This is a genomic window from Actinacidiphila epipremni (assembly GCF_012034175.1).
Classification (GTDB): Bacteria; Actinomycetota; Actinomycetes; order Streptomycetales; family Streptomycetaceae; genus Actinacidiphila; species Actinacidiphila epipremni.
Genome location: NZ_JAATEJ010000019.1, coordinates 63,497 through 88,551, shown reverse-complemented (window position 1 = coordinate 88,551; position 25,055 = coordinate 63,497). Strand labels below are relative to the sequence as shown.

Sequence of the window (25,055 nt, the reverse complement as noted above, 5' to 3'; positions counted from 1 at the left end):
GGCATGCGACCCCCGCTCGTCCTCTTCGACCTCGACAACACGCTCGTGGACCGGCAGGGCACGCTTGCCAGTTGGGTCGCGGGGTTCGTGGCTCGGCACGGTCTGGGTGAGGTGGAGTACGAGTACGTCTTGGGCTTGGTCCGTGAGCGTACGTACCCCGCCACGTTCGAGGCGATCCGTGCTCGCTGTGACCTGTCCGCGCCCGCCTCCGAGTTGTGGGACACGTACTGCCGTGACATCGCCGCCATGGTGTCGTGCCCCGCCGAGGTCCTCGACGGTCTGGACGAACTGCGTGCCGCCGGCTGGCGGGTGGGCGTGGCGACCAATGGTATGGCGGACATCCAGTGGGCCAAGCTCAGGGCCACCCGTATCGTCGACCATGTGGACGGTGCCTACGTTTCCGGGGAGGGCGAGGTGCGCAAGCCGGAAGCCGGGCACTTCGCGCTGGCGGCGCAGCGGTGCGGAACCGCGCTGTCCGATGGCGGATGGATGGTCGGCGACAATCCGGTCAACGACGTCGGCGGCGGTCGTGCGGCCGGCCTGCACACCATCTGGATTGCGCACGGCCGCCGCCCCTGGGACCCGTCCGCGCCGGCCCCGGACCATACGGTGTCCTGCGCCCGGGCGGCCGTTGACCTTCTCTTGCCGGGAGTAAGCCGGCTGCGGGGACGGACGTGACGGCGACCGTCGGACTGCTGCACCCCGGCAGCATGGGCGCGGCGGTCGGCGCCCAACTGCATGCCCGTGGCCACGTCGTGCTGTGGTGCCCGGACGGCCGCAGCGCGGCGACCCGCGAGCGGGCGGACGGCGCCGGTTTTGAACCCGCCGGGCTGGCCGAACTCGTCTTCCGCTCCGATGTCGTGCTATCTCTGTGCCCGCCGGCCGCTGCCGAGCAGACCGCCGCTGATGTGGCTGCGGTCGTAGCCGGCGCGACTGCGATCTACGTGGAGGCCAACGCCGTCTCCCCCTTGCGGATGTCAGGCATTGCCGAATGCCTGGCTCCGATGCCGGTGGTGGACGCCGCGGTGGTCGGATCGCCGCCGACGGGCGGCAAGACGCCGATGCTGTACCTGGCCGGTGCCGGCGAACAGACCGACCAAATCGTTGAGCTCTTCGCGGGGACCGAAGTCCGGACGCAGGTCCTCGGGGAGAACCTTGGCGCTGCCTCCGCGTTGAAGCTCGCGTACACCAGCTACCAGAAGGTCTCCCGCGTGCTTGCAGCCGTAGCGTACGGGGCGGCCGACGCGTACGGCGTCGGGGACGAGTTGCTGGCGATCGCGGCCCAGCGCACTCGCAGCTATCTCGTCGAAACCGACTACATCCCCAAGACCGCGACCCGTGCCTGGCGCTGGGGCCCGGAGATCGGGGAGGCGGCCTCCCTGGTCGCCGACGTCGGGCTGCCCGACTTGCTCATGCACGCGGCTGCCGCGACGCTCGCCCGCTGGGACGACTGCAAAGACACTCAGCTGGACATCACCGAAGCACTGGAGGCCCTGCGGCGGGAGCCGGACGCCCCGAGGTGAGCCCCGTCTCGCCCACAACGGTTCTGGCCGTTATGAGCGAGGTACCGCCGCGCGTACGACGGTGTCAATCCGCTTCGCTGCCTCAGCAGGCGCCGTCGTATCCGTGTCCACGCGCAGCTCCCACCGAGCGTGCGGATGGGCGGCGAGGTCGGCCTGTGTGGCGTCCCACGCGGCCAGCCGCGCCACGGTGTCCGCGTCACCCCGCTGACGTGACCGTTCGGCCGTGGATTGCCTGGAGCACCACAGCAGGACACATGCCCAGCGGGCAGGGAAGCCGTCGCCGACCACCTGCACGCCTGCCATCTGCCCGAGGTGTACGACCGGGATCCCTCCGCCCCCGGTGACCTCTTCCAGGCCAGGCCGGTCCACGACGTAGACGTTGCCGTACCGCTCGTTGCGGTAGATGACGTCGTCGTGTGCTTCCAGGTCGGCAAGCTGCTCCGGCGTGCCCATCCGATAGCCCGAGGTCTTCCCGCCCCCGACCTTCAGCCGGGTGAAGGGAACGTACCGCCCGTCCAGAGCCACGAGGGCCGCCGTGATCGTGTCCTTGCCTGCCGCCGGCGGACCGTACAGCAGAACGCCCGGTCTCACGGGAACACCGTCCCGAAGACCTGGCGTACCTGATCCGTGAGGGAGATTGCCGCACCGAGCCGGTTGTCGACCACCAAGTGAGGAACGACGGGCTTCAGTTCGAGGTCGAGTCCTGCGGCGTACGCCTCCCAGTTCTGGAGTTTCCAGCTGTCCCGGGCGGCGGACCGGAAGCTGACGTGCTCATGCATCGTGTCGAGGTCGCACTGAACCCAGACCACAACGACGGTGACGCCGCGCGCTTCGCAGCGATTGATCAGGCGCCGCATCCACCGGTGGTCGGTGGCCTCGGCGACGAACGGCGCGGTGAGGACGGTGCTGATCGCGCAGTCGATGTTCGCGTACGCGGTCTCCAACAGGCACTGGTACTCCAGTGGGCGGACCTGCTGCCGGTAGATGTCGGTGTGCCGGTCGTTGGGGTCGCTGTCGAGTTCCACGAGGAGGCGTTCGACGAGTGGTCGCGTGATCGGGTCCTTGTCGAGGACGGGCCAGCCGGTGAGCTGGGATATGAAGCGGGAGAACTCCGACTTCCCGCTTCCCGCGTAGCCTCCGACCATCATCAGCGTCGGCCTGTTCGGGTCGCCGCCGGTGTGACGTCGTTTCCAGGCGTCGAGGATCCGTTGCTGCACACCCAGTCCGTCCATGTCCCGTGTTGCGGGCGTGAGTTGGAGAAGGGCGCGTTCCACGGCCAGTACGTGGGAGCCGTCGTGCGGCTCGCTCGATGCCGTGAACGAGAGCTTCGTGGCCTCGTCCGGCAGCGCGTGGCGAAATCCGAGCTCGGGCTCGGTCGCGCGGTACATCAGGCAGTAGGCGCGCCGATAGTGCGGTCCGGGGTAGACCTCGCCCTGCTCGTGCTGCCAGAGCGTCTGGAAGTTGGCCGCCGGCACGGTCAGTCCGGCGGTTCGGGCCACCTCTCGGAGACGCTCACCCGCGCCCTCCAGCGTCAGACCGTGGGCTTCACGCTGCCGCCTCAACTTGTCCGGGCGCCAGCCCGGGCGACTCTTCCCCGCCACGCCTACCGCCTGCCCATCAATGGTCATGATCGGGAGCCTAAGCAAGCCTCTCATGAACCCATGTGTAAGCCGATGTTGAAGGCGTGGTTGGCCGGCCATGCCCTTGTGATGAGGAGCTTCGGCAACTGCTCGTGATACTCCGCGGCCTCCCGAACCGCTGTGATGGTTCGCACTGACGCGGCCCTTGCTGATCGCGTCGGTGCCCAGTTGCCCGTACCGGATCGGAAGGGGGGATTCACGGTGGCCGCCGGCTGCGACGCCTCCCCCGACATCGCCGAGGCGTGGGGGCGAAGCAAGCCGGCACCGTATTTCGACGCCGCCGTGTTCAGCTGGTCCGGCACCGCGATCCCCGGGGTGGAGGCCCTTCCGTCCTTGTTGAGCAGTTGGAGAGACCGGTGAACGCCCCCTACGGATGGTCGGTCTCGAAGGGCGTCCTCGGCTGGGCCCCTGCGCCCGTCGGCGTACACGCGGTGCGCGGCACGGCGCACGTTGCGGTGCACTACACGGGCGTCTGCGGAAGTGACGTCGCGAAGCTCAGCCATCCCTGGCAGGGGCAGTTGCCGGAGCCGTGGTACCCCGGTCACGAGATCGTCGGGATCGACAGGGAGACCGGCGGCTGGGTCGCCGTCGATCCGCTGGTTCCCTGCCGCTCGTGCCGGTACTGCGAGCGCGGGCAGGTGCACTTCTGCCCGGAACTGCGACGCGTCGGATGGGACCTGCCCGGGGGTCTCGCCCACGCCGTGAGGGTGCCCCGGGACAACGTCGTCCCGCTGCCCGCGCTCCACGATCCGGCGCACGGCGTCCTTGCCGATCCTATGGCTGTGGCCCTGCACGGCGTCCGCTGCGGCCTCCCGGCAGCCACCGGGCGGCTCGGCATCATCGGCGGCGGCGTCCTCGGGGTCTGCACGGCAATATGCGCTGCGGACGCGGGATGGGACGTCCACATGCTCATCAGAAAGCCCTGCCAGTTACACCAATTGAGCTACGTGCTCCCCTCACACATCAGCCTCCATACCGGTGAGCTGCCACGATGCGACGCCGTCGTGGACGCCGCGTCCGGTGGTAGCGACGCCCCCGTACGCCAGGCGCTGAAGGCCGTCCGTGACGGGGGAACCGTTCTCGTGCAGAACGCCTACGCGCCCCAGGTGGTGCTCTCCGTCGCCCTGCGGGAGATCTTCCGGCGCTCGATCACTCTGCGCGGCTCCTTCTCGTACTGCCGCGCGGACGGCCACGACGACTTCACGGACGCCGTCGGCATCGTCGCAAAAGGCGGCGACTGGGCCGCCCTCATGACCCGGGACCGCTTCCCTCTCGGCGATCTCCCGCAGGGGCTGAGGGCACTGAAGAGCGGTGCCCGGCATCGCCCGTTCAAGCTCCTCCTCACGTCCCACACCTGATGGAAAGGAGGCGACACCGTGTCGACGACAGCACCCTTGCTGGTCCACAAGATCAATTCTCCTGACGAGATCGCACCGGAAATCGTCCGCGACGGCATCGCGCACATCCTTGCGTTACCGGAGAGCCACGCCCGGGACGCGATGCTGGCCAGCGTCCTCACCGGTCTGCTGATCCGGGGGCCGCGGCTGACGGAGGTGGAGTCGGCGGTCCTGGCGGCGACCGCCCTGGACCGACCCGGCTGGGACTTTCACCAGCCCCCCGCCGGCACGCGGTTCGTCGGCTACACCGGCAGCGGGAAGAAGTCCTTCAAGACGATCAACCTGAGCACGGCCGCCGCGCTGGTAGCGGCGGCCGGAGGAGCGCACATCGCGAAGCTCGGGTCGCGCAGCGCGTCGTCAAAGACCGGATCGCGCGACTTCATCGACCTGGTGGGAGCGCCGTGCGACGCCGTGCCGCATCAGGAGATGGTCGACATCACCGCGCAGATCGGCTTCGGGTTTTTCTCCATCGAGAACCGCATACCGGAGTTCGACCGCCGTTACGGAGGCCGGTTCCACGCCGTACACGCCCTCAGCCTGGCGCTTCCGGCCCTCCTCAGCCCGGTCTCCTGCCCCGCCTACGTCTACGGTCTGGCGCACCCCGCGGTCACCGTTTCCGCTCGGCTGCTGTCCCGGCTCGGCCTGCTGGACGTGACCGTCGTCAACTCCAGTACGGGCCGGACGGTCCAGGCCGATGAGCTGCTCCCGGGAAGCACCGTACGGGCCTGCCGTATCAGCGCCGGCGCCGAGAACGTGCCCTTCCAGAACGAGGTGCACAACCGCGCAGCCGCGATGCCGCTGGACCTGGCCTCGGTCACCCAGCACGAGGAGCCCCGGGAGAACGTCGCTGCCGCGGTTCGCGTACTGGCCGGCCAGGACACCGGTCGGGCGCGCGACGCCGTCGCCCTCAACGCGGCCCTGCTGTTGGTGATCTCCGAAGCGGCCCCCACCATTCAGACCGCCATCAGCGAGGCTCTCGCCATCATCGAAGCGGGCGCGGGCCTGGACACGCTCAAGAAGTTCGTACGGCTCACCGGTGGTGACCTGCACCAACTCCGCTCGCTCCGCCGCCCCACCTTGCGGTCGCCGCTCCACGCCGCCTCCGGGGCCAAGGAGCCGACATCATGCTGACGCACGACGAACTCCCCATCGTCCACCTCGTCCTCAACACCGACTGCAACGCCTGGGACTTGGCACCGACCAGCACGTCCCCGGGCGTGTGCCGCTTCTGCTACCGCGAGCGCAACAAGGTCAGCACGGACGCGGACACCGTCCGTCGTGCCATCGACCGCCTCCGTTCGGAGTCCGAGGCCCACCGGTGCGTCTTCACCGGCGGCGACCCCGTGATGCCGTACGACAACCACCTGGAGGCGGCTCTCCGGCACGCCACCGAGGCGGGCTTCGAGACCAACCTCCACACCAACGGGCTGCTCCTGAGCGAACGCTTTGCCGGCATCCGTGACCACGTGACCGTGTACTCCCTGGCGGTCGACGGCCCGGACTCCAGGACCGCCGACTGGTTCCGAGGTCAGGGTTACTTCGAACGCTTCCTGTCCAACGTCGACTTCCTCGCAGCGGACCAGCGGCGGCTCGCGTTCAACACCTTCACCACAGCCGTGTCCGTGAAGGAACTGCCGCGCCTGGCGCTGCTCATCGCCGAAGTGTCCCGGCGAACCGAGGTCGAGTACTGGCTGATCTCCCAGTACCGCCCCGTGGGCCGCGCGAGCACCCGCAAGGCGGGGATCTACGGCTTCGGTAGACGGGACTTCGTCCGAGCCGTGGACAACCTGCACGCCGACATCAACGACATGACCATCTACGCCCAGCCGACACGTGCCCCGGAGGACCCGTATCCGTTCCGCGTCTGGGTCCTCGCCGACGGCACGGTCACGGCGGACCTCGGCAGCGTCGCGGCACCTCGAAACGCCGTGCTCGGCAACCTGCTCGTCGACGGGTTCGAGCCGCTGGTCCGCCGGGCTTTCGCCCTTCGTGAGCAGACGCATCGGGAAGGAACCGCATGAAGTTCGACACCGCGTACTACGACAGTGTGATCGACCAGCACCGCTACGAGCGGCTGGGACTCGGCGCCATCGACTTCGGGCTTGCGGGGATGAGCCCCGACGATCTGCGCACGAAGTGGATGTGCCACACCGGAGCCGGCAACTTCGCGGAGGCAGTGGCCATGGGCGAGCCGGCCACGGTCACCACCGGCGTCGGCCTCGGCGGACCGCCCCACGCCGGCACCCTCTTCCAGCTGCTGCGCGCGGTCAAGCTGCAGCAGTGCGGGCTCAACGTCCAGATCGTGCTGGGTGACCTGGATTCCTACAATGCCCGCCGTACGCCCCTGGACTCGGTGCGGCAGCTCGCCGACCGGTACGAGGAGTTCGTCCTCCGGCTGGGGTTCGACGCCGACTGCGGGGTCCTGCGGAGGCAGGAGGGCGAGACCGACGTCATGGCCACCGCGTTCCTGCTGTCGCGCCACCTGGACGACGCCGACTTCCAGTGGGCGGAGGAAGACCTGGCCGGCCTTTACCGCAACCACGGTGTCTTCGACCACCTCAACTACGGGATGAAGCAGGCCACGCTGCTCATGGCCGCGGACTTCGTCCACCTCCTCCTTCAGGGTCACCACGTCCTCGTGTCCCTGGGGGTCGACGAGCACAAGTACGTCGCCCTCGCCCGACGCGGAGCGGAACGCTGGGGCCTGCCCTCGGAACATCTGTCCGGCATCTACACCAAGATGATCCCCGGCCTCGGCGGCCTCCCCAAGATGAGCAAGAGCATTCCCGGCTCAGGCATCGACGCCTCCCTGCCCGGCGAGGACATCCGAGCCCTGCTGGGTGCCGACGCCGACACTGCTCCCTCCGAAGACGGCTCGGCACTTCTCCAGATGTACGCGTGCCTGCCCGAGGTGGACGGCCCGGCGTACGACCGGGCGGCGGCTGCGCGCCGCGCCAGGAGCCCCGAATGGCTGGCCATACGTGAGCAACTGGTCGAGCGGATTCTCTCGCTGTTCTCCCACTGGCCGAAGTGAACAGGGAGCTTCTCATGCACGCGGACACCGCGGCCTTCCACCAGCCCATTGGCGGCCCCGAGACGTACTTCATCAGGAACGGCTACCGCAGTCGAAAGGAGGTGGAGTACTTCATCGACGAGACGGACGACACCGTGACCTGGCAGCCCGACGTATACCCGTACGCCGCCACGCGGGCCAAGGAACTCGGCCGCGACGTCGTGATCGACATCGGCTGCGGACGGGCCGGCAAGCTGGCATCGCTGGCTTACGGATACCCGGACTGGACGTTCATCGGCGTCGACTTCGGTGACAACTTCGTGTGGTGCCGCGACAACCACCCCTTCGGCGAGTGGATCGAGGTCGACCTGGAATCGGCCGAGCGACTGCCGATCGACGCCTCCCTTGTGCGTCGTTCGATCGTGATCTGCTCCGACGTCGTGGAGCACTTGCTTGACCCGGCTCCGGTCCTGTCACTGGTCCACGGCCTCCTCGTGGAGGGAGGCGCGGTCGCCGTACTGTCCACGCCTGCCCGAGAGTGCCGCAGCGGATACAGCGCTCCTGGCCCGCCCCGCAACCCCAGCCACGTCCGGGAGTGGGCGAGCGACGAGTTCCAGGCACTGCTGACCGCCTCGGGATTCGAGATCCGTTACGCAGGGCTGACGCGGAGCGACGACGCTTCCAACGGCCTGTCCACCCAGTTGCTTCTCGTCGGTGCCGAAGAGACGCACAGGGGCCGGCAGTGACGCGGAAGCCCCGACCCAAGGCACTGCGTGTCGTCCACCTCCCGGCGCGTACCCCGTACGCCTGGAAGCTGCGCAGCCGCGACTTCCGCATCCTGAACGGCACCGAGATCGCTGGCGGCGACATGGTGCCGGCAGCGGTCGACGCGACCTGGCTCCTCGATCACCGACCCTTTACATGGCTCGATGTGCTTCATCTGCACCACGTCGACTTCGAGGATCTGGCCACCTTGGAGCGCCTGCTCGACGCCTGCTTGCGCGAGGGGGTCAACGTCGTCTTCACCGCTCACGACACGCGGCCCATGGTCGGCAGCGCCGAGGACTTCACCGCGCGGCTTCGGATGCTCCACTCGGCCGACGTGGGCTGGGTCTGCCTCACCACAGGCTCCGCCACCAAGCTGACCGGAATCCTCGGCGCCCGCCCCGACGCGGTCGTCGTTCCGCACGGGTACGTCGCGGCGCCGGAGACCCTTGCCGGCCTGGAGCGCGAGCCGAGCGCTTCGCCCCGGTATCTGATGTACGGGGCCTCCCGTGCCAGCCGCGACCAGTTGTCCACCATGGCCAACTGGAGCTTGGGCGTGATCGACCCCGACAGCACCCTCCACGTCCTTCTGCGCGCGTTCAGCCCCGCCGACTTCATCGAGGGTGGCCGTGCCCCGCTCCTTCTGGAGACGGCCGGGCGCGACCCCCGCATACGCCTGGCCATGCGCCCGTATCCCACGGACGAGGAAGTGGTCAGAGCCGGCCTTGCATCGGACGCGCTGATACTCCCGTATCTCTGGGGCAGCCACTCGGGACAGCTGGAGTTGGCCTTCGACTTGAACCTCCTGCCGGTCTGCTCCCTCACCGGGCACGTGCACGAGCAGTACGAACGGCACCGGGGGCTCGTCGAAGAACCCGAATGGTTCGACTGGTCGCAGGGGCACCCCAACCTCTTCGGCGAGAAATTCCTGAGCGCCCTTGAGGAGGCTGCGGATCGGCTCGGCTCCGGGGTCCGCCGCCTGGACCACGAGTTCCTCGAATACAGGGCCTACGAACATCAGGAGATCCTGGAACAGTACGGCCGCGTGTATGGGGGTGACCGGTGAGTGCCCCACCGCGCATTTCGTGCGTCATCCTCTGCCACAACTACGGCCGGTATCTCGACCAGGCCATAACAAGCTGCATGGAACAGGAGCCCGGAAACTTCACCCTCCAGGAAATCATCGTCATCGACGACGGCTCCAACGACGAAACCGAAGAGGTGTGCCTGCGCCACAAGGGGAACGTCAAGGTCATCCGGAGACAACGGCAGGGATTCGCGCAGACCTTGACGGACGCCTTTCTCCTCAGCACCGGCGACTGGGTGGCTTTGCTCGATGCCGACGACTGGTTCCACCCTTCGAAGCTGCGTACGTGCGCTGAGGCGATGGCGGGCGGGGCGCTGTTCATCGAACACCGGGAGAACGTCGTCGACTCCGACGGAAATCCGATGGTGAAGGAGCCGCACCCCGGCGGGAACACCAGCACGTTGGTCGTTCATCGCGAGGCCGCCCGCAGCCTGCTGCCTGCGGCCAACGAGATCTTCTTCCATGCTTTACGTGAAGCCGGCCACGGAATCGTGCTCTCCACCCCCTCGACTTTCTACCGTGTCCACCCGAGCAGCATGACCGACCGCAGCACGCCAGGCGTGTCACAGGACTACCGGGCGGAAGTCTGCGCTGCCCTCGCCGACTGTCTCCAGGAAATGCGTGGGGATCCCCCCGGCTGGGCGACCGGTTGCCGCCTCCGAAGGATTTCCCTGCATTTCCGCACAATCGCTCTCGGCCATCAGATCGAATCCGCCGTGCAGCGAGGTCGGCGTGTGCCCGCGATACTTCTGATTCCGAGAATACTCATCAGTGCTCTCCGTGCTCGGGATTCAATAGCACCGTGGTTCCGGTCTCTTTCCAGCGTGATCACGGGACGGCCGATCGTGCGGCTGAGCGCGAGGCAATGACGGTAGCCCCGGCAGTGATCAATTCGGCGATGAGCAGTAGGCGGCGATGATAAAATCGCCCCTTCCAGCCCCCTACTGGTCAGGCCAGTTGTCCGACCCAGGAGCGTATAGGCGCTATGAGCCGTTTGAGTGAGTCCGTCACCCGTGTCATGCACATCCTCGATGGAGCGGACCTGGGCGCGGACTATACGGTCGCGCAGCTGCTCGGCGAGACAACAGTACGGCGGTCTCTGGATCTGTCCGACCTCTCCCCGCAGGAGCAGGCGGCTCTGGTCGAGAGCCGCGCGATCAACTTGATCCCCTCGGCAGCGGTCCTGGCCGAGAAAATCGAAGCAGCGCACGCGGCGGGACGGCCGTTCGTCGTGAAGTACGGCATCGACCCGACCTCGCCCGACGTCCACCTCGGCCACGCGGTGCCGATCATCATCGCCAGCCGTTTCCAGCGGATGGGCCACCACGTCGTCTTCATCATCGGCGACGTCACAGCAAAGATCGGCGACCCGTCGGGCCGCTCCTCGGAACGGCCACCGCTCACCGACGAGGACATCGCCCGCAACCTCAGCGGCTACCAGCAGCAGGTCACGCCGTTCATCGACTTCGAGCGTGCCGACCTGCGTTTCAACGGCGAGTGGCTGAACAAGGTCACCCTGCCGGAACTCGTCGGTGTGCTGGCCCGGGTGCCGGTGTCCATGTCGCTCCAGCGTGAGGACTTCCGGACTCGGCTCGCCGAGGGGCACGGCCTGTCCGTCGCCGAGTTCGTGTACTCCGTCGTCATGGCGTGGGACTCGGTCGCCATCGACGCCGACGTCGAACTCGGCGGTGTGGACCAATTGCTGAATCTCCAGATGTGCCGCAAGGTCATGGAGATCTCGGACCAGGCCGCCGAGGTCGTCATCACCACCCCGCTCATCGAGGGCACCGACGGGAGCGGCACCAAGATGAGCAAGAGCAAAGGCAACTACGTCGGACTTTCGGCATCGCCCGATGACGTCTACGGCCGCCTGATGTCCATCCCCGACCACCTCACCCAGCCTTACCTCCAACTGCTCACCGAGTGGACGGACGACGAGATCCGCGTCGTCACCAAGCGCCTGGAGGAGGGGACCGCGCACCCGATGGCGGTCAAGCGGATCCTCGCCGGTGAGGTCGTGGCCGCCCTCCACGGCCTGGACGCCGCCGCGGCAGCCCGCGCGGAGTTCACAGCGCGCTTCTCCAAGCGCTCCTTCGGCGACGCCCAGAACATCCCCGTCGTCTCGCTGAAGGACCATGCCGAAGACGCACTTGGGGTGCTGATCAGCCGCACCCTGGGCTTCGCCTCCAGCGTCTCCGCTGTTCGGCGTGTGGCGCAGCAGAACGGGCTTCGCCTCATCGTCGAAGCAGGGGGAGACCAGCAGACCACTCAGCTCACCGAGGCTTCCGTACAGCAGACACTCGGCGACATCGTGGGTGAGGCCGGGCCCCTCGCCGGCGCCGAGTTGTACCTCAAGGTGGGCCGGAAGGTCACCCGTATCGACGCATGACCTGGCCCAGCGTGGACCGTTTCGCGACTCGCCGCAGACGTGTCTCCCGGGGCACCGGCAGCGCCCGTTGGACTGACCGCCACGACGACGTCGGCTCGGGGCAGCGAAGAAGAGCGGAACGGCTCTGCCCTGGTGAACATGGCAGAGCCCCAACGCCCCGCTCATTCAATGGGCTTCGGGACCTGGCCCGAGGTCGCCGACGCCGTCCACGGCCTGCTCGGCGCGGCGCCCCGCCGGCCTCCACGGCGTGACGCCGTGGTGACCGGCGGTCCGACGTCGAACCGAGCAACAAGGACGCTCCGGAAGGGGTCCCTCAGGGCGTCTTCGGGGCGCTCGGCTCCTCCGTCTCGAAGGAGTGCGACCCCGGGTACGCGGCGAACTGGACACAGGCGGCGCCGTGTTCGGAGCGGACCGGGCAGTCCGGGCGGAGCTAAACGGTGTCCGGCTCGGTGCCGTCCTGCCAGCGGGTCCAGAGGGCGCCCGAGCCCGGGTCGGCGAAGTGGTCGTAGACGACGGCATGGTGCTCGCCGCCTTCGTGGAGGGCGTCCGCGCCGGGGAGTTCGGTGCCGTCTGACCGCGGGCCCATGCGTGCCGCCCCGGAGCGGCGGGAGCTGCGCGGCGACCGGGAACGATCAGAAGTGGTCGATCATGGGCGAGGAGCGTGATACGTTCTGTCACGAACGGTCACGCAAAAGTGACCCCGGCAGCGCGCCAACGCTCCGGGGCCTGGCACAAGGAGTCAACGCTCCCCATGCAGATCCATCGTATCCGCCACACGCGCGGTTTCACCGTCATGCCGAACACAGCCCTGCAAGACCGGCGACTTTCGTACACCGCGCGCGGCCTCTTGGCCGATTTGCTCTCCCGGCCGGACGGCTGGCGGGAGGATCTGCGGCGGATGGCCGACAGCAGTCCGCAGGGGCGGATGGCCGTGGCGAAGGCGCTGCGGGAGCTGACGGCGTTCGGGTATTACCGGGTCGACCGGGTGCGGCAGGCGGACGGCACGATCGTCAGCCAGGCGCATGTGTACGACACTCCGTACGCGTCGGCGCAGGTCGCGCCGGGGGCCGGGATGCCGGGTCCCGGTGGGCCGGGGGCCGAGAACCCGGGAAGCAACCCCGTAAAGAACCTGGAGAAAGAACCCACCCTCCCCCGGCAGCGGGCGGCGCCACCGCCCGGGCCGCCGGACGCGGCGAGGGCGGAGGCCGCGGCGTTGCTTTGCCGGGTGACGGCGCCGGAGCCGCGGCTGCGGCTCGGGGCGCGGGAGGCGGTGACGCTCGCGCCGCTGGTCGTGCCCTGGCTGGAACGCGGCCTGGGCGCCCGCGACCTCTCGCACGCGCTGCTCGCGGGCCTGCCCGAACGCGTCCACAGCGCCTCGGCGCTGCTCCGCGACCGCCTCACTCGTAAGCTGCCCCCGCCGCCCGAGGCCCCACCACCGCCGAGCCCCCGCCGCTACGAGTGCGCAGCCTGCGCGCGCCCGATCCCGTACGAGGGCCACTGCCGCCCCTGCGCAAACCCCGCACCCCCCGAGGTGCCCCCCGACCGCACCCGCACGGCAACCCGAGGCCGCGCCCTGGTCCGAGCAGCACTGGCCGGCGCGATGCCCTGACCGGGCGGCGCCCGGGGAGCCGGTACGTCAGCCGGTCACGAACATCCGCACCGCCGGTACGGACCTCCGGCCGCCGCACCGCGGGCACACCACCGCGCTACCGCCGCGCGAGGCGGGCAGCCGCGTCTCGCCGGTCCCGCCGCACCGCGAGCACTCGGCCCGTGGCCCGGCCGCCTGCCGCTGCCGCAGCGCCGCGATGACTTCAGCCCGCGCGGGGTTGATCCACTCCATGACCGCCTCCTCCCGAGCACCCTACGCGCACGGCCCCGTACTCGTCGTCGCCGCTGCCGAGGGGCGGGCCCGCCCGCCCGCCGTCGCCGGAGAAGTGAGGCGCCCGGCACGGCATGCCTCAGCCCAGAGGCCCGCTACGGGCCGCCCCGCCCCGGGCCACGACCGCCGGATGCCCATCCCGCATGGCATCCGGCAGTACGACCTCGTACGCGTCGTGCGGGACGGCCCGCTGCCACACCTGCTCGAACGCTGCCGCGTGCCGGCCGACCACGGCGGGGTCGTCGCACAGCTCCTTGCCGGTCCACTCCCCGTCGCCGGAGAAGTGGTGGACGCGCATGAGGCGCCCGTCGAAGATCCACAGGTCGGTGCCGGGCAGGAGCAGGTCCCACGCCCGGTGGCGGGGCAGCCAGCGGACCTCCTCGCCGGCTTCGACGTTGGCGCGGGTCTGCTGGTGCTCCCAGCGGATGTAGTCGGTGACCGGCTCGGACACCACCCTGGCCCGGCGCACCGCGACGCCGCGGGCGACGGCGTCGGCGATGTCCTGGTGGAAGGGGCGCCACCACGAGGAGCGGTCGTCCCAGTCGACCCGCGTCCCCTTCTGCCACGCCTCGAACCGGGGGTTGCTGTAGTACGCGTCCCGCATCTCCAGGTGGACGGCCGAGTGCCGTGCGCCGGCGAGGAGTTCAGCGAACTCCGGGATCGAGTTCATCGAGCGCCTTCCTGATGATCGGGATCATGCGGGCCGGGTCCTGGTGACCGTCCCGCCGGGTAGGGCGGGGTGTGCCCGGATGCCTAGGTCGGTGACCTGGGCCTCGGGAGTCCGACATGGGCGTGCCTGATCGCTCCGTGCCGGCGGCTGCTCGCGGCCGGCTACGAAGTAAGCCCCGCGCGTTCAGCCATGGCCACAAGGTCGGGGCGGGCGCGTTGGTGGAGGATGAAGAGGACGCGGAGGACTTCGCGGCTCATCGGGTGGATCTCTGCCATCTGCGGCGACACCTTGAACGCGGCCTTCAGCGCCTCCTCCGCTCCCGCTGCGTCTTTCAGGGCCAGGCGGGCGCGGGCGACGTCGATGTAGAGGCGGCCGAGGCGGTTGGGCTTGAGGCCTGTGGGAGGCTGGTCGATCAGGGGCGTGGACATGGTCACCGCCTTGTCGGGCTGGTCCAGCTCGACGTGGGCGGCCAGTTCGTAGAGGGCGGTGTTGCCCTCGCCGAAGGTCAGGTTGTGCATCAGCACGTCGCCGTCGAGTTGGGCGGCCAAGCCCTTGGCGTGGCGCAGGTGCGTCTCGGTGGCGTGGCGGTCGCGGTTGCGGGAGGCGAGGACGACTCCGCGTAGGTGCAACGAGCCGAGGACGACCACGGACTCCGGGCTGTCCGCGCGGGCGCTCTCGTACTGGCTGATCGCGCGCTCGACGATCGCCATGCCGTCGCCGTAGGCGCCTGCGCTCTGGTACGTGCCTGCCTCGTTCCAGGCCGCGGTCGCTTCCGCGCCCGGATTCCAGGTCCGCTGGGCGGCCCACTGCTGGCGGGCGACGATGATGTCGGCCAGGTCGGGCTGTACGAAGCGGTGCGTCACGCTGTAGGCGCAGCCGTAGAGGTCGGCGAGTTGTCCCCAAGCCGGGGAGTCACCGCCGGCGTCGAGTGCGGTCGCGGTCGCCTGACCGAGGAGGGTCGGCAGCTCCCGGAGCAGTTCGAGATACCGCGTCTCGGATCGCAGCCGAGCCGCAAGCCGCAGCCGCTCGGCCAGCACCTCGGGGGCGGGTGTGTCCTCCCTGGGCAGGGTGTGCCGGCGAACGGCGTCACGTAGGTCGTTGAGCAGGTCGGCCTGCTCGGTGAGGCCGAGGAAGGGCTGGCCGTAGATCCGTGCGGTGGAGACGCGTAGGGGCTTGGCGATGGCGGCCACCACGGAAGGCGTCGCCGGGCGGTCGCCGGTCTCGATCTTGCTCAGATAGGAGATGGAGATGCCGGACAGGCGGGCCAGTTTCGCCTGGCCCATCCCGCGGGCCTTGCGCAGTACGGCGATGTTCTCCCCGGCGGCCGGTGTGCTGTCCATGAACCCACTGTTCCAGGCCAGGGCGTCCCGCTACCGGGTTGTGCGGCTCTTGTGCGAACTGATCTCACCGGCAAGGGATTTCACTGAACGTCAAAGGCATGTGACGCCACGTGAGGGAGCGTTGCGGGGCGATGCCGTTGGCCGCCGCACCGGCTGGTTCTCGGCGCGGCTTGCGCAAGCGACTGCAACTGGCTCGACATTGGAGGACAGCATGGCGCTACGGTTCGTCGGGAAGGACCCGGAGTCGGGGGACCACGGCTCCCCGGCCGTCTGGGTCGACGAGGACTCCAAGGATCTGCTGTTCCAGGGCGTCAAGGTCGACCGCCGGACGGAGGCGACCTGCAACCGGGATGTCGCGATGCCCTCCTACGAGGGGATCGTGCGTGTGCCGAAGCGGATGATCCCGCTTCTCAGGGAGGCGCTTGATGTCGCAGAGCTTGAGTAGCTTCGCGGACCTGCTCCGTGCTGTCGAGCGGTCAGCGGTTCACCTGGAGCTGCGCGACGCCTACGACATGGGGAACGAGACGGCCGGATTCGAGGCATGGAAGCGGGGCCACCGCCTTGACCCGGCCGACCGCGCTTCGTGGTGGCGTCCTTGGCTCGACCTCGTGCAGGAGGTGACCTCGAAGGGCGTGCGGATCCAGCGCGCCCGTGTGGTCACGGAGCCCCCCAGCGAGTACATCCGCTACGAGCACTCGTTCACCTTCACCAACGTGGCCGCGGGCGAGGAGGTGCGCTGGCTGCCCAGGAGCAGCGCGGTGGAAATCGCCCTCCCGCAGCACGACTTCTGGCTCTTCGACCGTCGCCTCGTGCAGTTCAATATCTTCGACGAGGCCGGCCGCTGGATCCGGACCGACCAGACCGAGGAGCCGGCGGCGGTCGCCGGCTGCGTCCAAGCATTCGACGGTGTGTGGGACCGTGCCATCCCGCACGAGAAGTTCAGTCTCTGACGGCGGACGATCAGTCGGCTCATGGCCACGTCGCCTCTCTCCTCGGCCCGGGCTGCCCGCGCCAAGATCGCCGAGCGCCTGAAACAGGCGATGCTCGATGCCGGCCTGTCGGGGTTGGAGTTGGCTGATCGCTGCGGTTGGCACAAGTCGAAGTCGTCGCGTATCGCCCGCGGTATCACGCCGCCCTCGGACGACGACATTCGTGCCTGGTGCGACGCGTGCGGTGTGCCCGAGCTGGCGGCCGATCTCATCGCGGCGTCGAGGACCGCCGATTCGATGTACGTCGAGTGGCGCCAGCTCCACCGGGACGGCCTGCGGCAGGTCCATGCGAAGACCACGCCGCTGTACCAGCGCACCCGCACCTTCCGCGTCTACGCCTCCAACCTCGTGCCCGGCATGCTGCAGACCGCCGAGTACGCCACAGGGTTGCTGCGGTCGATCACGACCTTCCAAGGCACACCCGATGACGTCGAGCGGGCGGTCGAGGCTCGGCTGGCCCGCTCCCGTGTCGTCTTCGAGGGCGATCACGGCTTCGCGCTGCTGCTCGAAGAGGCGGTGCTCTACTACCGGGTCTGCGACGACGAGGCCATGGCCGCCCAACTCCGGGCGCTGCTCTCACTCATGGTCAGGCCCAACGTCTCCCTCGGCATCATCCCGTTCGAGGCCAGACGCACGGTGTGGCCGCTGGAGGCGTTCTACGCCTTCGACGAGGACATGGTGGCCGTCGAGACCCTCACGGCGGAGATCAACGTCAGCAGCCCTGGCGAGATCCGGACGTACCTGCGGGCCTTCCATCAGCTCTCCCGGCACGCCCTGCGCGGGGCCGCTGCCCGCAGCCGCATCACGCGCGCCCTCGACACTCTCGGTTGAAATCGTGCAACCGCGTGCAACTGCGTGGACCCGCAACTGCTGCTGTTCCTAGCGTCGTTGGTGCCGATTCTCGCCTCTTCGGGAGGAAGTCCGCCATGGTCGCTCCACCCATCTCCTTACCGGCGTCCGGCGTCGACTGGACCGCACTGCACAACTTCGCCGCCCTGCGCGGCCAGCTCCGCGTCTCCTTCACTCCGCGCTGCAACATCGCGTGCTGGTTCTGCCACAACGAGGGTGACGTGCCGCCGCCGCTGACCCGGCACGACCGTTCCCGGCAGCCGCGGCCCCGGCAGCTCGATGCCAGCGCCTACCTCGCCGTCATCGGCTCCCTCATGGACGCCGGCCTGAAGCGCGTGTACTTCACCGGTGGCGAGCCGCTGACGTCACCGATCGCCCGGCAGGTCCTGGAGGGCTTGGCCGAGCCCGGCCCGGACGCCTCCTACACGCTGATCACCAACGGCACCAGGATCCGTACCCACCGCTCGTGGCTGGCCAGGACGCACCTGGACAAGGTGAAAGTGTCCCTGCACTACTTCTCGGACGCTTCGCTGCGGGCCATCGCAGGGACGCGTATCGGGATCGGCACGGTGCTGGACGGCATCGAGGCCGCCCGCGAGACCTTCGAGCGGGTCGAGCTGAACACCCTGTTGCAGCGGGAGAACGCCCACGAGGTCCGCCAGATCCTTGACTTCGCCCTGGAGCGGCGGCTTCCCGTGCAGTTCATCGAGCTGGTCGGCACCGACTTCAACGTGGGCAGAGCCGCCTCGGCAGTACCGGCCGACGAGATCGTCGGGCATCTGCGCACCCTCACCAGCGACGAGCACATCGAGGTCGCGGGAGTCGGCCAGGGCCGCAGGGTCTTCCGTATCGACGGCATCGAGATCGATGTCATCCACCGCGACCTCGGCCGCCACCACGTCGGCCAGTGCGGTACCTGCCCCGTACGGTCCCGGTGCGTAGAGGGCTTCTGGGCACTGCGGGTCGACCACGGCGGCGGCATACAGCCCTGCCTGCTGCGCGACGACCTCCGTGTCGAAGTGAACGACCTGGTCGACGACCCCGCCCGGCTCGCCCGGACGGTTGTTGGGCACGTCGCGGCTTTCACGGAGGGGACGCTGTGAGCCTGCCTTCTCCGTACCGGCCTCTGCCCTTCGACGGGCCGCAGCACCCGTTCATCGTCCTCGAAGGCGTCTCCGGCACAGGAAAATCCACCCTTGCCCGGGCCTTGGCCGAGCGGCTGGGCGGCGCGACATCGCTGCACACCCTCCCCACGCCCCACACCGGGTGGTCGGCACTGATCAACGAGCGCTTGCGTGCGCTGCCGCAGTTCGCCTTCTACCTGTCCGGGCTGCTCCACGCCGCCGACTTGATCCGGCTCGCGAGGGCGGTCCGTCCCGTCGTCGCCGACCGATACGCCTCCTCGGTGGTGGCATGCCACGCCGCCGTTCACGAGGTCCCCGTCGAGGAGGTCGCCGGCCTTCTCGAACCTTTCCGGCCCTACCTGGAGACACCGACCCGTACCTATTACCTGGGCTGTTCCGAAGCAGCTCTGCGGGGGCGCCTCGCGATCAAGCCCGACGCAAAGCAGGACGACCTCGATCTGCTCGCCGTGCCCGGCCGACTCGCGCGCCTGGTGACCAACTTCCGGTCGGTCCGAGCTGCTGACGCCACCGCCGTCCCTCTCGACATGGACGGCAAGTCCCCAGGCCACCTGGCCGACTGGATCGTCGCCGACCTGGAGGCGCAGAGTGCTTAACCCCATCGACACTTATGCCGTGATCAGGGACGGCGGGGCGGTCGGCCGCTTCCCCGGCCAGATCCACGAGGGCGTTGCATGGTGGCTGGGCGCCAGTTTCGTCGCCCTCACCGCGGCCCCGCAGTTGGGCGTGGGCGGTGACGGCCGACCGGTCACGGCCGAGTTCTTCCGCCGTCTGTGCCGGGGGGCCGTCAACTCCCACCACCACGCCTGCCGTGTCACCGCCATCGACGGCATCGGTGAGGACACCTTCCTTGCCTACGTCCGAAGCCGACGGCCGCTACCTGGCGCCTATCTGGCGGCAACGGACAGCCCGGACGGTACGCACCTCGTCCGGATCCGGCTCTACGACGCCGACGGCCTGCTGCTCCAGGAAGACACCGGACTCGCCGGCCTTCGCCGGATGATCGCCGAGGACCGGGTACCGATCCCCGTCAGCGACAGCGCCCGCGGAACCATCGAGCACCTCGCCCCGGCCACAGCGGAGGCGACCACGTGATCGACGCAGCCGAGATCATCCGTACGCAGACCGGCATCCTGTTCGTCACGCTGGACTCCCTGCGCTACGACACCGCCCGCACCGCCTACGACAACGGGCTGACCCCGCACCTCGCCTCCCTGCTCCCTGAGGGCGGCTGGGAACGACGCCAGACCCCCGGCACCTTCACCCTTCCCGCCCACATCGCCTTCTTCTCCGGCTTCCTGCCCAAGCTGCCCCGGCCCGAGCAGCCGCCCCGGCTGTGGGAGTGCCGACCGCCCGCGTTCAAGACGGTCCCGTCGCAGACCTTCGTCTTCGACGCCCCCAACCTCCTGACGGGTCTCGCCCAGCACGGCTACCGCAGCATCTGCGTCGGCGGCGTCACGTACTTCTCCCGCGAGACACCACTCGGCTCCGTCCTGCCCGACCTGTTCGACGAGGACCACTGGCGCCCCGAGTTCTGCTCACCCGAGCCCGACTCCGCCCGGCACCAGGTGGACCACGCGCTGGAGATCGCCGAGCACCACGACGGCCGGCCCGTGTACCTGTTCGTCAACATCTCGGCCACCCACGTCCCCCACGGCCACTACCTCGGCGACAGCCGCGACACCGCCGCCTCGCAGCAGGCCGCCCTCGGCTACGCCGACGCCCACCTCGCCCGCCTGATCAGCACCCTCACCGTGAAGAAGCGCTGGCTGATCATCCTGTGCGCCGACCACGGCGACGCCTACGGCGAGGACGGCTACCACGGCCGCGGCATCGCCCACCCGGTCGTCATGAACGTGCCGTACGCCGCAATGGTGCGCTGACGCGCACTAGCCTCCGGCGGTATGAGCGAGGTCCCAGTCGTCCGGGACGCGGCCGTCGTCGTGGCCCGGGACGGGGATGGGCTCGTGGCTCTGCTCAGTGCGCACTTTCCGGCGCATCGAGGGGACTTCCTTTTTCTGCCCGGCGGTCGGCGGGAAGCCGGGGAGACGCCCGAGGAGTGCGCGCGGCGGGAGTTGCGGGAGGAGGCGGGGATCACTGCCAGGACGTGGCGACCGCTGGGGTCGTACGCTCTCGGCGTCTGCGTGCCCGCGCGGGTTCATCTGTATGAAGCCCGTGGTCTCACCTGCGGGCCGCAGGAGCTTGCGGCCGGCGAGGAGGGGTTCACGCTCGCGTGGTGGTCGATGGCCGAGGCGCTGCGCGCGGCAGCGCGGGGGCGGTTCCTGCTTCCGGCCGGTCCGCTCGCGCTCTTCCTGGCGGACTGCCGGGGGGAGTTCGGGGTTGGAGGCCCAGGTCGGTGACCTGGGCCTCGGTGGGGAGGGGGCTGCCTGGAGCGGGTGTGGCCTCGTCGGGTGGATCGCCTCGTGGTTGCCGCCGTGTCGCCCGGCGTCGTTGCCGGGGATTCGGCGGCCGGCCCGGTCGCCCCCCGCGGCCGGCGGGGCTTTACCACGGAACGGCGGTGGGCCCCTGGGCCCGTGCCGTCAGGCGTTCGGCGCGGGGGCTACTCGTCCACCGCGCGGGCCGCGAAGGCCGCCAGGTCCGTGACCGGGTAGGTCTGGGCCAGGGTGCGTCTGCCGGTGTGGCCGGTGCGGGTCACCAGGTCGAGGGAGAGCAGCTTCTCGGGCTGGGCGGGCGCGTCGAGGACCGGGTCGCACGCGAGGACCGCCTGGTGCAGGCGGTGCATGCGCGGCGAGGGCTCCAGGCCGAGCTCGTCGTGCAGCACCTTGCGCAGCTGCTGGACGACGCCGAGGGCCTGGATGCGGCGGCCGGAGCGGTAGAGAGCGAGCATGAACTGGGCGTGCAGGTTCTCGTGCGTCGGGTACTGCGTGGTGAGCGCGCTGAGCTCGCCGAGCAGGTCGTGGTGGCGGCCCAGCCGCAGATCGGCGTCGATCCGCTGCTCCTGGACGCTGATCCGGTTCTCCTCCAGGCCGGCCAGGTGGGTGCGCAGGATCGGCCCGGCGATGACGTCGGACAGGGCCGCGCCCTGCCATATGGTGAGGGCCTGGCCGAGCAGCCGGGAGGCGCGGACGTCGTCCTTGCCGAGCGCGGCGCGCCCGTCCCGTACCAGATCGGCGAAGACATTCACGTCGAGTTCATGGCCGTGCACCGCGAGCAGGTAACCCCCGCCGCGGGTCTCCAGGATACGGCGGGCGGCCTGCAGGCTGCCGATGCGCGGGACTTTCTTCAGCAGATGCCGTAATTGGAGAATGTAGGACTGGAGCGTGGAGAGCGCGGTATTCGGCGGGTTGTCCTCCCACAGCTCCTCGATGCAGGTGCTGGTGGACACGACCCGGTTGGCGTTGAGCAGGAGCAGTGCCAGGAGTTGTCGCTGTTTGGGCGCTGTTGGTGCGTAGAACCGGTCCTGCTCGTACACTCCGAGCGGGCCGAGGATGGCGAATTCCATGAAGGCCTGGTACCACCTTTCCAAGTGACGCGTCGTACTGGTAGGGGGTAGTGCGGTCGGAATCACAAACGCGAGCCAAGTCCATCAATTCGGGCACAGCCATCGGGAATTTTATGCGGCCTCGGTGACGACTTCAAGCTTCTCCATGTAAAGCACCCGTCAGGGCATTGAATAGTGCCTTTCCGGAGGCGAATTGTCGTTATGTCAATTCATGGAAAAAGGCACCCCGAGGACTGCGGGAGACCGGTCGACCGTGGGGCGGACGGCGGAAACGCCAGTGTCACAGCCGTGAACTGCGACCACTCTTGTCGGTCGCGATGGGGGCTGGGTCTCAGGCATCTGGAGGCGCCCCTGTGGCGCACGTGGCGCGGGGTGCCGGCGCGAGTCGCGCCGTGGACGGGGCGGCGCGCCGCGCCGAAGGCCGGTGGAACTTGCCGCCGGCGGCAACTGTGGGGCATCCTGTTCCATAGATACGGTACAGGTTGTTTCACAGAAGCGCCCCACCCCGGACACCGCCCGGGATAATCCGGGACAACCCGGCCCCGGGACGACCCCGGACACCCTCACCCCCACGGCTCACCGTCAGGAGCTCGTCGTGACCGATCGAACCGTGCGGCCGGGGGTCATGCCCCTGCCGGACGCCACCGCAAAGGAGCAGCCCTCCCGCAAGGGACTGGCGCTCACCCTGATCGCGCTCGCGCAGATGATGGTCGTCCTCGACGTCTCCGTCGTGAACGTGGCCCTGCCCTCCATCCAGGGAGCGCTGGACTTCTCCGCCTCCAACCTGGAATGGGTCGTCAACGCCTACGCCCTCACCTTCGGCGGCCTGCTGCTGCTCGGCGGCCGGATCGCCGACAAGTACGGCCAGCGCCGTACGTTCATGGCCGGCGCCGCGCTGCTGACCGCCGCCTCGCTGTTCGGCGGCCTCGCGCAGAACCAGGGCTGGCTGCTGGGCGCCCGCGCCGCCCAGGGCGTGGCCGGCGCGCTCATCGCGCCCGCCGCGCTCGCCCTGCTCACCAGCACCTTCGCCGAGGGCGCCGAGCGCAACCGGGCCATGGGCGTCTACGGCGCCGTCTCCGGCGTCGGCGGCGCGCTCGGCAACGTCCTCGGCGGGGTCTTCACCGACGAGCTGAGCTGGCGCTGGGTGCTGTTCATCAACGTGCCGATCGGCGCCTTCGTGCTGCTCGCCGCGACCCGCGCCTTCCGCGAGTCCCGCCCGGCCGGCGGCCGGCTCGACCTGCCCGGCGCGCTGTCGGTCACCGCGGGCATGTCGCTCATCGTCTACGGCCTGATCAACGCCGCCTCGCACTCCTGGGGCAGCACCGCCACCGTTGTGCCGCTCGCGGTCGGCGGCGCGCTGCTGGTCGCCTTCCTCGTCATCGAGGCCAGGTCCGCGACGCCGCTGATGCCGCTGCGGATCTTCAGCAACGCCAACCGCTCCAGCTCCTTCGCGATCATGTTCGCGATCGGCACGTCGCTGATCGTGCTGTTCTACTTCCTCACCCTCTTCATCCAGATCGTGCTGCGCTTCAGCCCGCTCAAGACCGGCTTCGCCTTCCTGGCGTTCGCCGTCGGCACCGCGGTCTTCGCGACCCTCAGCAGCAGCGTGGTCGGCCGGGTCGGGCCGCGCCCGCTGCTGACGGTGGGCACGCTGCTGTCGGCCGGCGGCATGTTCTGGCTGTCGGCCATCGACGCCGACAGCGGTTACGCCGGCTCGCTGCTCGGCCCGCTGGTCATCGTCGGCAGCGGCATCGGGCTGTGCTTCGTGCCGCTCACCCTCGCCGCGGTCGCCGGCATCAAGGGCGAGCAGGCGGGCATCTCCTCCGCGCTGCTCAACGCCAGCCAGCAGGTGGGCGGCGCGCTGGGCCTGGCCGTGCTCGGCACCGTCGCCGCGACCGCGACCCGGCACCGTATGGAGAAGCTGCTGCCCGGCAGCGGAAGCGGGGGCGGGGCGGGCTCCGGCGGCGGGGCGGCGAACGGCAAGCCCGTCCCGCCGCAGGTGCAGCACGCGATCAACGACTCGCTCGCGCACGGCTACAGCCTCGGCTTCCTGATCGCCGGCTTCGTCCTCGTCGGTGCCGCGATCGTCGCCGCGACGGTCATCCGGGTCTCCGCCGAGGACGCCGCGCGGGCCGACGCCGCCGTCGCGATGTGACGACACCACTGCCCGGCACCTGCCTGGCACCTGCCCGGCACCCCCCTTGGAGGTACTGATGAGCACCGCCACCGAATACGACGCGCGGTCGACGAAGATCGACTTCCTGATGATGTACGCCGCGCACGACGCCTTCCGCCGCGACCTGTCCCGGCTGATCCCCGCGTCCGACCCGCGGATCGGCGACCCGGCCGCCTTCCGGGCCGGCTGGGAGGTCTTCGAGCGCTACCTGACCATCCACCACTCCGCCGAGGACAAGCTGCTGTGGCCGCCGATGCGCGCGAAGGTCGGCGCCGACCCGGAGCGGGTCGCGCTGCTGGACGCCATGGAGGCCGAGCACGCGGTGCTCGACCCGCTCATGGAGTCCGTCGACCGGCAGCTCGCCTCCGGCGACACCTCCCGGCTGCGGGCGACCATGGAGGAGCTGGGCGCGGGCGTCACCGCGCACCTGGAGCACGAGGAGGCGTCCGGGCTGCCGCTCGTCGACGCGGTGCTCACCCAGAAGGACTGGGACGCCTTCGGCAACGAGCAGCGCAAGGCCGTCGGGCTCAAGGGCGGCTCGCACTTCTTCCCCTGGCTGCTGGAGGGCGCGTCGCCGCAGGTGGAGCAGCGGGTGCTGGCGATCGTGCCGCCGCCGGTGCGGTTCCTCTACCGTAGGCAGTGGCGCCCGAAGTACCTGAAGAACTCCCCGTGGGGGCGCACCGCTCGCTGAGGCCCCGGCCGGGCTCCGGGCCGCCGCGCCCGGGGCCCGGGG

At 69.5% G+C, this 25,055-nt stretch carries 28 protein-coding genes; 21 read left to right on the top strand and 7 right to left on the bottom strand.

What is annotated here, in order from left to right; genetic code table 11:
• Nucleotides 1-3: 3 nt before the first annotated feature.
• Both HCN08_RS22245 and HCN08_RS22240 read left to right on the top strand, forming a co-directional pair.
• Nucleotides 4-678, top strand: a complete 675-nt coding sequence (locus HCN08_RS22245; RefSeq protein ID WP_167984960.1) for an HAD family hydrolase — start codon at nucleotides 4-6, stop codon at nucleotides 676-678.
• A complete protein-coding gene (locus HCN08_RS22240; RefSeq protein ID WP_322974612.1) occupies nucleotides 675-1,523 on the top strand; it encodes a DUF1932 domain-containing protein in 849 nt (282 codons plus the stop codon). Before HCN08_RS22245 ends, HCN08_RS22240 begins: the two co-directional genes overlap by 4 nt.
• Before the next feature lie 30 nt (nucleotides 1,524-1,553).
• On the opposite strand, the gene HCN08_RS22235 is transcribed toward HCN08_RS22240, so the two are convergent.
• Nucleotides 1,554-2,114: a phosphotransferase-like protein gene (locus HCN08_RS22235; protein ID WP_167984959.1), complete on the bottom strand. Its 561-nt coding sequence runs from the start codon at nucleotides 2,112-2,114 to the stop codon at nucleotides 1,554-1,556.
• Nucleotides 2,111-3,151, bottom strand: coding sequence for an AAA family ATPase (locus tag HCN08_RS22230; RefSeq protein WP_167984958.1), 1,041 nt, complete (start codon nucleotides 3,149-3,151; stop codon nucleotides 2,111-2,113). Before HCN08_RS22230 ends, HCN08_RS22235 begins: the two co-directional genes overlap by 4 nt.
• 368 nt (nucleotides 3,152-3,519) lie before the next feature.
• Here HCN08_RS22230 and HCN08_RS22225 point away from each other — a divergent pair, with 368 nt between their 5' ends.
• The 8 genes from HCN08_RS22225 (at nucleotide 3,520) to tyrS (ending at nucleotide 11,814) form a co-directional block, all read left to right on the top strand.
• Nucleotides 3,520-4,521 carry an alcohol dehydrogenase catalytic domain-containing protein gene (locus HCN08_RS22225; RefSeq protein WP_167984957.1) on the top strand — a complete coding sequence of 334 codons (1,002 nt, stop codon included), beginning with the start codon at nucleotides 3,520-3,522 and terminating at the stop codon, nucleotides 4,519-4,521.
• A gap of 18 nt (nucleotides 4,522-4,539) precedes the next feature.
• On the top strand, nucleotides 4,540-5,691 hold the full coding sequence (locus HCN08_RS22220) for a hypothetical protein (RefSeq protein WP_167984956.1): 1,152 nt from the start codon (nucleotides 4,540-4,542) through the stop codon (nucleotides 5,689-5,691).
• Nucleotides 5,685-6,581 (top strand): radical SAM protein, encoded by an 897-nt coding sequence (locus HCN08_RS22215; RefSeq protein ID WP_167984955.1) that lies wholly within the window; start codon nucleotides 5,685-5,687, stop codon nucleotides 6,579-6,581. Before HCN08_RS22220 ends, HCN08_RS22215 begins: the two co-directional genes overlap by 7 nt.
• Nucleotides 6,578-7,594, top strand: coding sequence for a nucleotidyl transferase family protein (locus tag HCN08_RS22210; RefSeq protein WP_167984954.1), 1,017 nt, complete (start codon nucleotides 6,578-6,580; stop codon nucleotides 7,592-7,594). Before HCN08_RS22215 ends, HCN08_RS22210 begins: the two co-directional genes overlap by 4 nt.
• Before the next feature lie 14 nt (nucleotides 7,595-7,608).
• Complete coding sequence (locus HCN08_RS22205) at nucleotides 7,609-8,319, top strand: class I SAM-dependent methyltransferase (protein ID WP_167984953.1); 711 nt, start codon at nucleotides 7,609-7,611, stop codon at nucleotides 8,317-8,319.
• Complete coding sequence (locus tag HCN08_RS22200) at nucleotides 8,316-9,404, top strand: glycosyltransferase family protein (protein WP_322974611.1); 1,089 nt, start codon at nucleotides 8,316-8,318, stop codon at nucleotides 9,402-9,404. Before HCN08_RS22205 ends, HCN08_RS22200 begins: the two co-directional genes overlap by 4 nt.
• Entirely contained in the window at nucleotides 9,401-10,294 is an 894-nt protein-coding gene (locus HCN08_RS22195) for a glycosyltransferase family 2 protein (protein ID WP_167984952.1), read from the top strand. Before HCN08_RS22200 ends, HCN08_RS22195 begins: the two co-directional genes overlap by 4 nt.
• A 116-nt stretch (nucleotides 10,295-10,410) precedes the next feature.
• Nucleotides 10,411-11,814: a tyrosine--tRNA ligase gene (gene tyrS, locus HCN08_RS22190; protein ID WP_167984951.1), complete on the top strand. Its 1,404-nt coding sequence runs from the start codon at nucleotides 10,411-10,413 to the stop codon at nucleotides 11,812-11,814.
• A 430-nt stretch (nucleotides 11,815-12,244) separates the two neighbouring features.
• On the opposite strand, the gene HCN08_RS22185 is transcribed toward tyrS, so the two are convergent.
• Nucleotides 12,245-12,400, bottom strand: coding sequence for a hypothetical protein (locus HCN08_RS22185; RefSeq protein WP_167984950.1), 156 nt, complete (start codon nucleotides 12,398-12,400; stop codon nucleotides 12,245-12,247).
• Nucleotides 12,401-12,712: 312 nt separating this feature from the next.
• Between HCN08_RS22185 and HCN08_RS22180 the strand changes: the two genes are divergently transcribed.
• Entirely contained in the window at nucleotides 12,713-13,423 is a 711-nt protein-coding gene (locus HCN08_RS22180) for a hypothetical protein (protein ID WP_240970319.1), read from the top strand.
• Nucleotides 13,424-13,450: 27 nt separating this feature from the next.
• Here the strand turns inward: HCN08_RS22180 and HCN08_RS22175 are convergent, their stop codons facing one another.
• The 3 genes from HCN08_RS22175 to HCN08_RS22165 all read right to left on the bottom strand — a co-directional run bounded on the left by HCN08_RS22175 (nucleotide 13,451) and on the right by HCN08_RS22165 (nucleotide 15,703).
• On the bottom strand, nucleotides 13,451-13,654 hold the full coding sequence (locus HCN08_RS22175) for a hypothetical protein (protein WP_167984948.1): 204 nt from the start codon (nucleotides 13,652-13,654) through the stop codon (nucleotides 13,451-13,453).
• Between the two features lie 118 nt (nucleotides 13,655-13,772).
• Nucleotides 13,773-14,363, bottom strand: coding sequence for a DUF6879 family protein (locus HCN08_RS22170; protein ID WP_322974610.1), 591 nt, complete (start codon nucleotides 14,361-14,363; stop codon nucleotides 13,773-13,775).
• Nucleotides 14,364-14,524: 161 nt separating this feature from the next.
• Nucleotides 14,525-15,703: a helix-turn-helix domain-containing protein gene (locus tag HCN08_RS22165; RefSeq protein ID WP_167984947.1), complete on the bottom strand. Its 1,179-nt coding sequence runs from the start codon at nucleotides 15,701-15,703 to the stop codon at nucleotides 14,525-14,527.
• A gap of 211 nt (nucleotides 15,704-15,914) precedes the next feature.
• On the opposite strand from HCN08_RS22165, the gene HCN08_RS22160 reads away from it, so the two are divergent.
• From HCN08_RS22160 to HCN08_RS22125, 8 genes are all read left to right on the top strand, one after another.
• Nucleotides 15,915-16,148, top strand: a complete 234-nt coding sequence (locus tag HCN08_RS22160) for a hypothetical protein (protein ID WP_167984946.1) — start codon at nucleotides 15,915-15,917, stop codon at nucleotides 16,146-16,148.
• Nucleotides 16,129-16,653, top strand: a complete 525-nt coding sequence (locus HCN08_RS22155; RefSeq protein ID WP_167984945.1) for a DUF6879 family protein — start codon at nucleotides 16,129-16,131, stop codon at nucleotides 16,651-16,653. Before HCN08_RS22160 ends, HCN08_RS22155 begins: the two co-directional genes overlap by 20 nt.
• A 21-nt stretch (nucleotides 16,654-16,674) precedes the next feature.
• The gene (locus HCN08_RS22150; RefSeq protein ID WP_167984944.1) at nucleotides 16,675-17,523 is read left to right on the top strand and encodes a helix-turn-helix domain-containing protein; all 849 of its coding nucleotides are present in this window, start codon (nucleotides 16,675-16,677) and stop codon (nucleotides 17,521-17,523) included.
• A 95-nt stretch (nucleotides 17,524-17,618) separates the two neighbouring features.
• A complete protein-coding gene (locus tag HCN08_RS22145; protein WP_167984943.1) occupies nucleotides 17,619-18,644 on the top strand; it encodes a radical SAM protein in 1,026 nt (341 codons plus the stop codon).
• Nucleotides 18,641-19,279: a thymidylate kinase gene (locus HCN08_RS22140; RefSeq protein WP_322974609.1), complete on the top strand. Its 639-nt coding sequence runs from the start codon at nucleotides 18,641-18,643 to the stop codon at nucleotides 19,277-19,279. The genes HCN08_RS22145 and HCN08_RS22140 overlap by 4 nt, the downstream gene beginning before the upstream one ends.
• A gap of 19 nt (nucleotides 19,280-19,298) precedes the next feature.
• Nucleotides 19,299-19,778, top strand: coding sequence for a hypothetical protein (locus HCN08_RS22135; RefSeq protein WP_167984942.1), 480 nt, complete (start codon nucleotides 19,299-19,301; stop codon nucleotides 19,776-19,778).
• Nucleotides 19,775-20,566 carry an STM4013/SEN3800 family hydrolase gene (locus HCN08_RS22130; protein WP_167984941.1) on the top strand — a complete coding sequence of 264 codons (792 nt, stop codon included), beginning with the start codon at nucleotides 19,775-19,777 and terminating at the stop codon, nucleotides 20,564-20,566. The genes HCN08_RS22135 and HCN08_RS22130 overlap by 4 nt, the downstream gene beginning before the upstream one ends.
• Before the next feature lie 21 nt (nucleotides 20,567-20,587).
• Nucleotides 20,588-21,043, top strand: a complete 456-nt coding sequence (locus tag HCN08_RS22125; protein ID WP_167984940.1) for an NUDIX hydrolase — start codon at nucleotides 20,588-20,590, stop codon at nucleotides 21,041-21,043.
• 200 nt (nucleotides 21,044-21,243) lie between these two features.
• Here the strand turns inward: HCN08_RS22125 and HCN08_RS22120 are convergent, their stop codons facing one another.
• Nucleotides 21,244-22,146, bottom strand: a complete 903-nt coding sequence (locus tag HCN08_RS22120; RefSeq protein WP_167984939.1) for an AfsR/SARP family transcriptional regulator — start codon at nucleotides 22,144-22,146, stop codon at nucleotides 21,244-21,246.
• Between the two features lie 595 nt (nucleotides 22,147-22,741).
• Here HCN08_RS22120 and HCN08_RS22115 point away from each other — a divergent pair.
• Nucleotides 22,742-24,301 (top strand): MFS transporter, encoded by a 1,560-nt coding sequence (locus HCN08_RS22115; RefSeq protein ID WP_167984938.1) that lies wholly within the window; start codon nucleotides 22,742-22,744, stop codon nucleotides 24,299-24,301.
• A gap of 58 nt (nucleotides 24,302-24,359) precedes the next feature.
• A complete protein-coding gene (locus HCN08_RS22110) occupies nucleotides 24,360-25,013 on the top strand; it encodes a hemerythrin domain-containing protein (RefSeq protein ID WP_167984937.1) in 654 nt (217 codons plus the stop codon).
• Nucleotides 25,014-25,055: the final 42 nt, after the last annotated feature.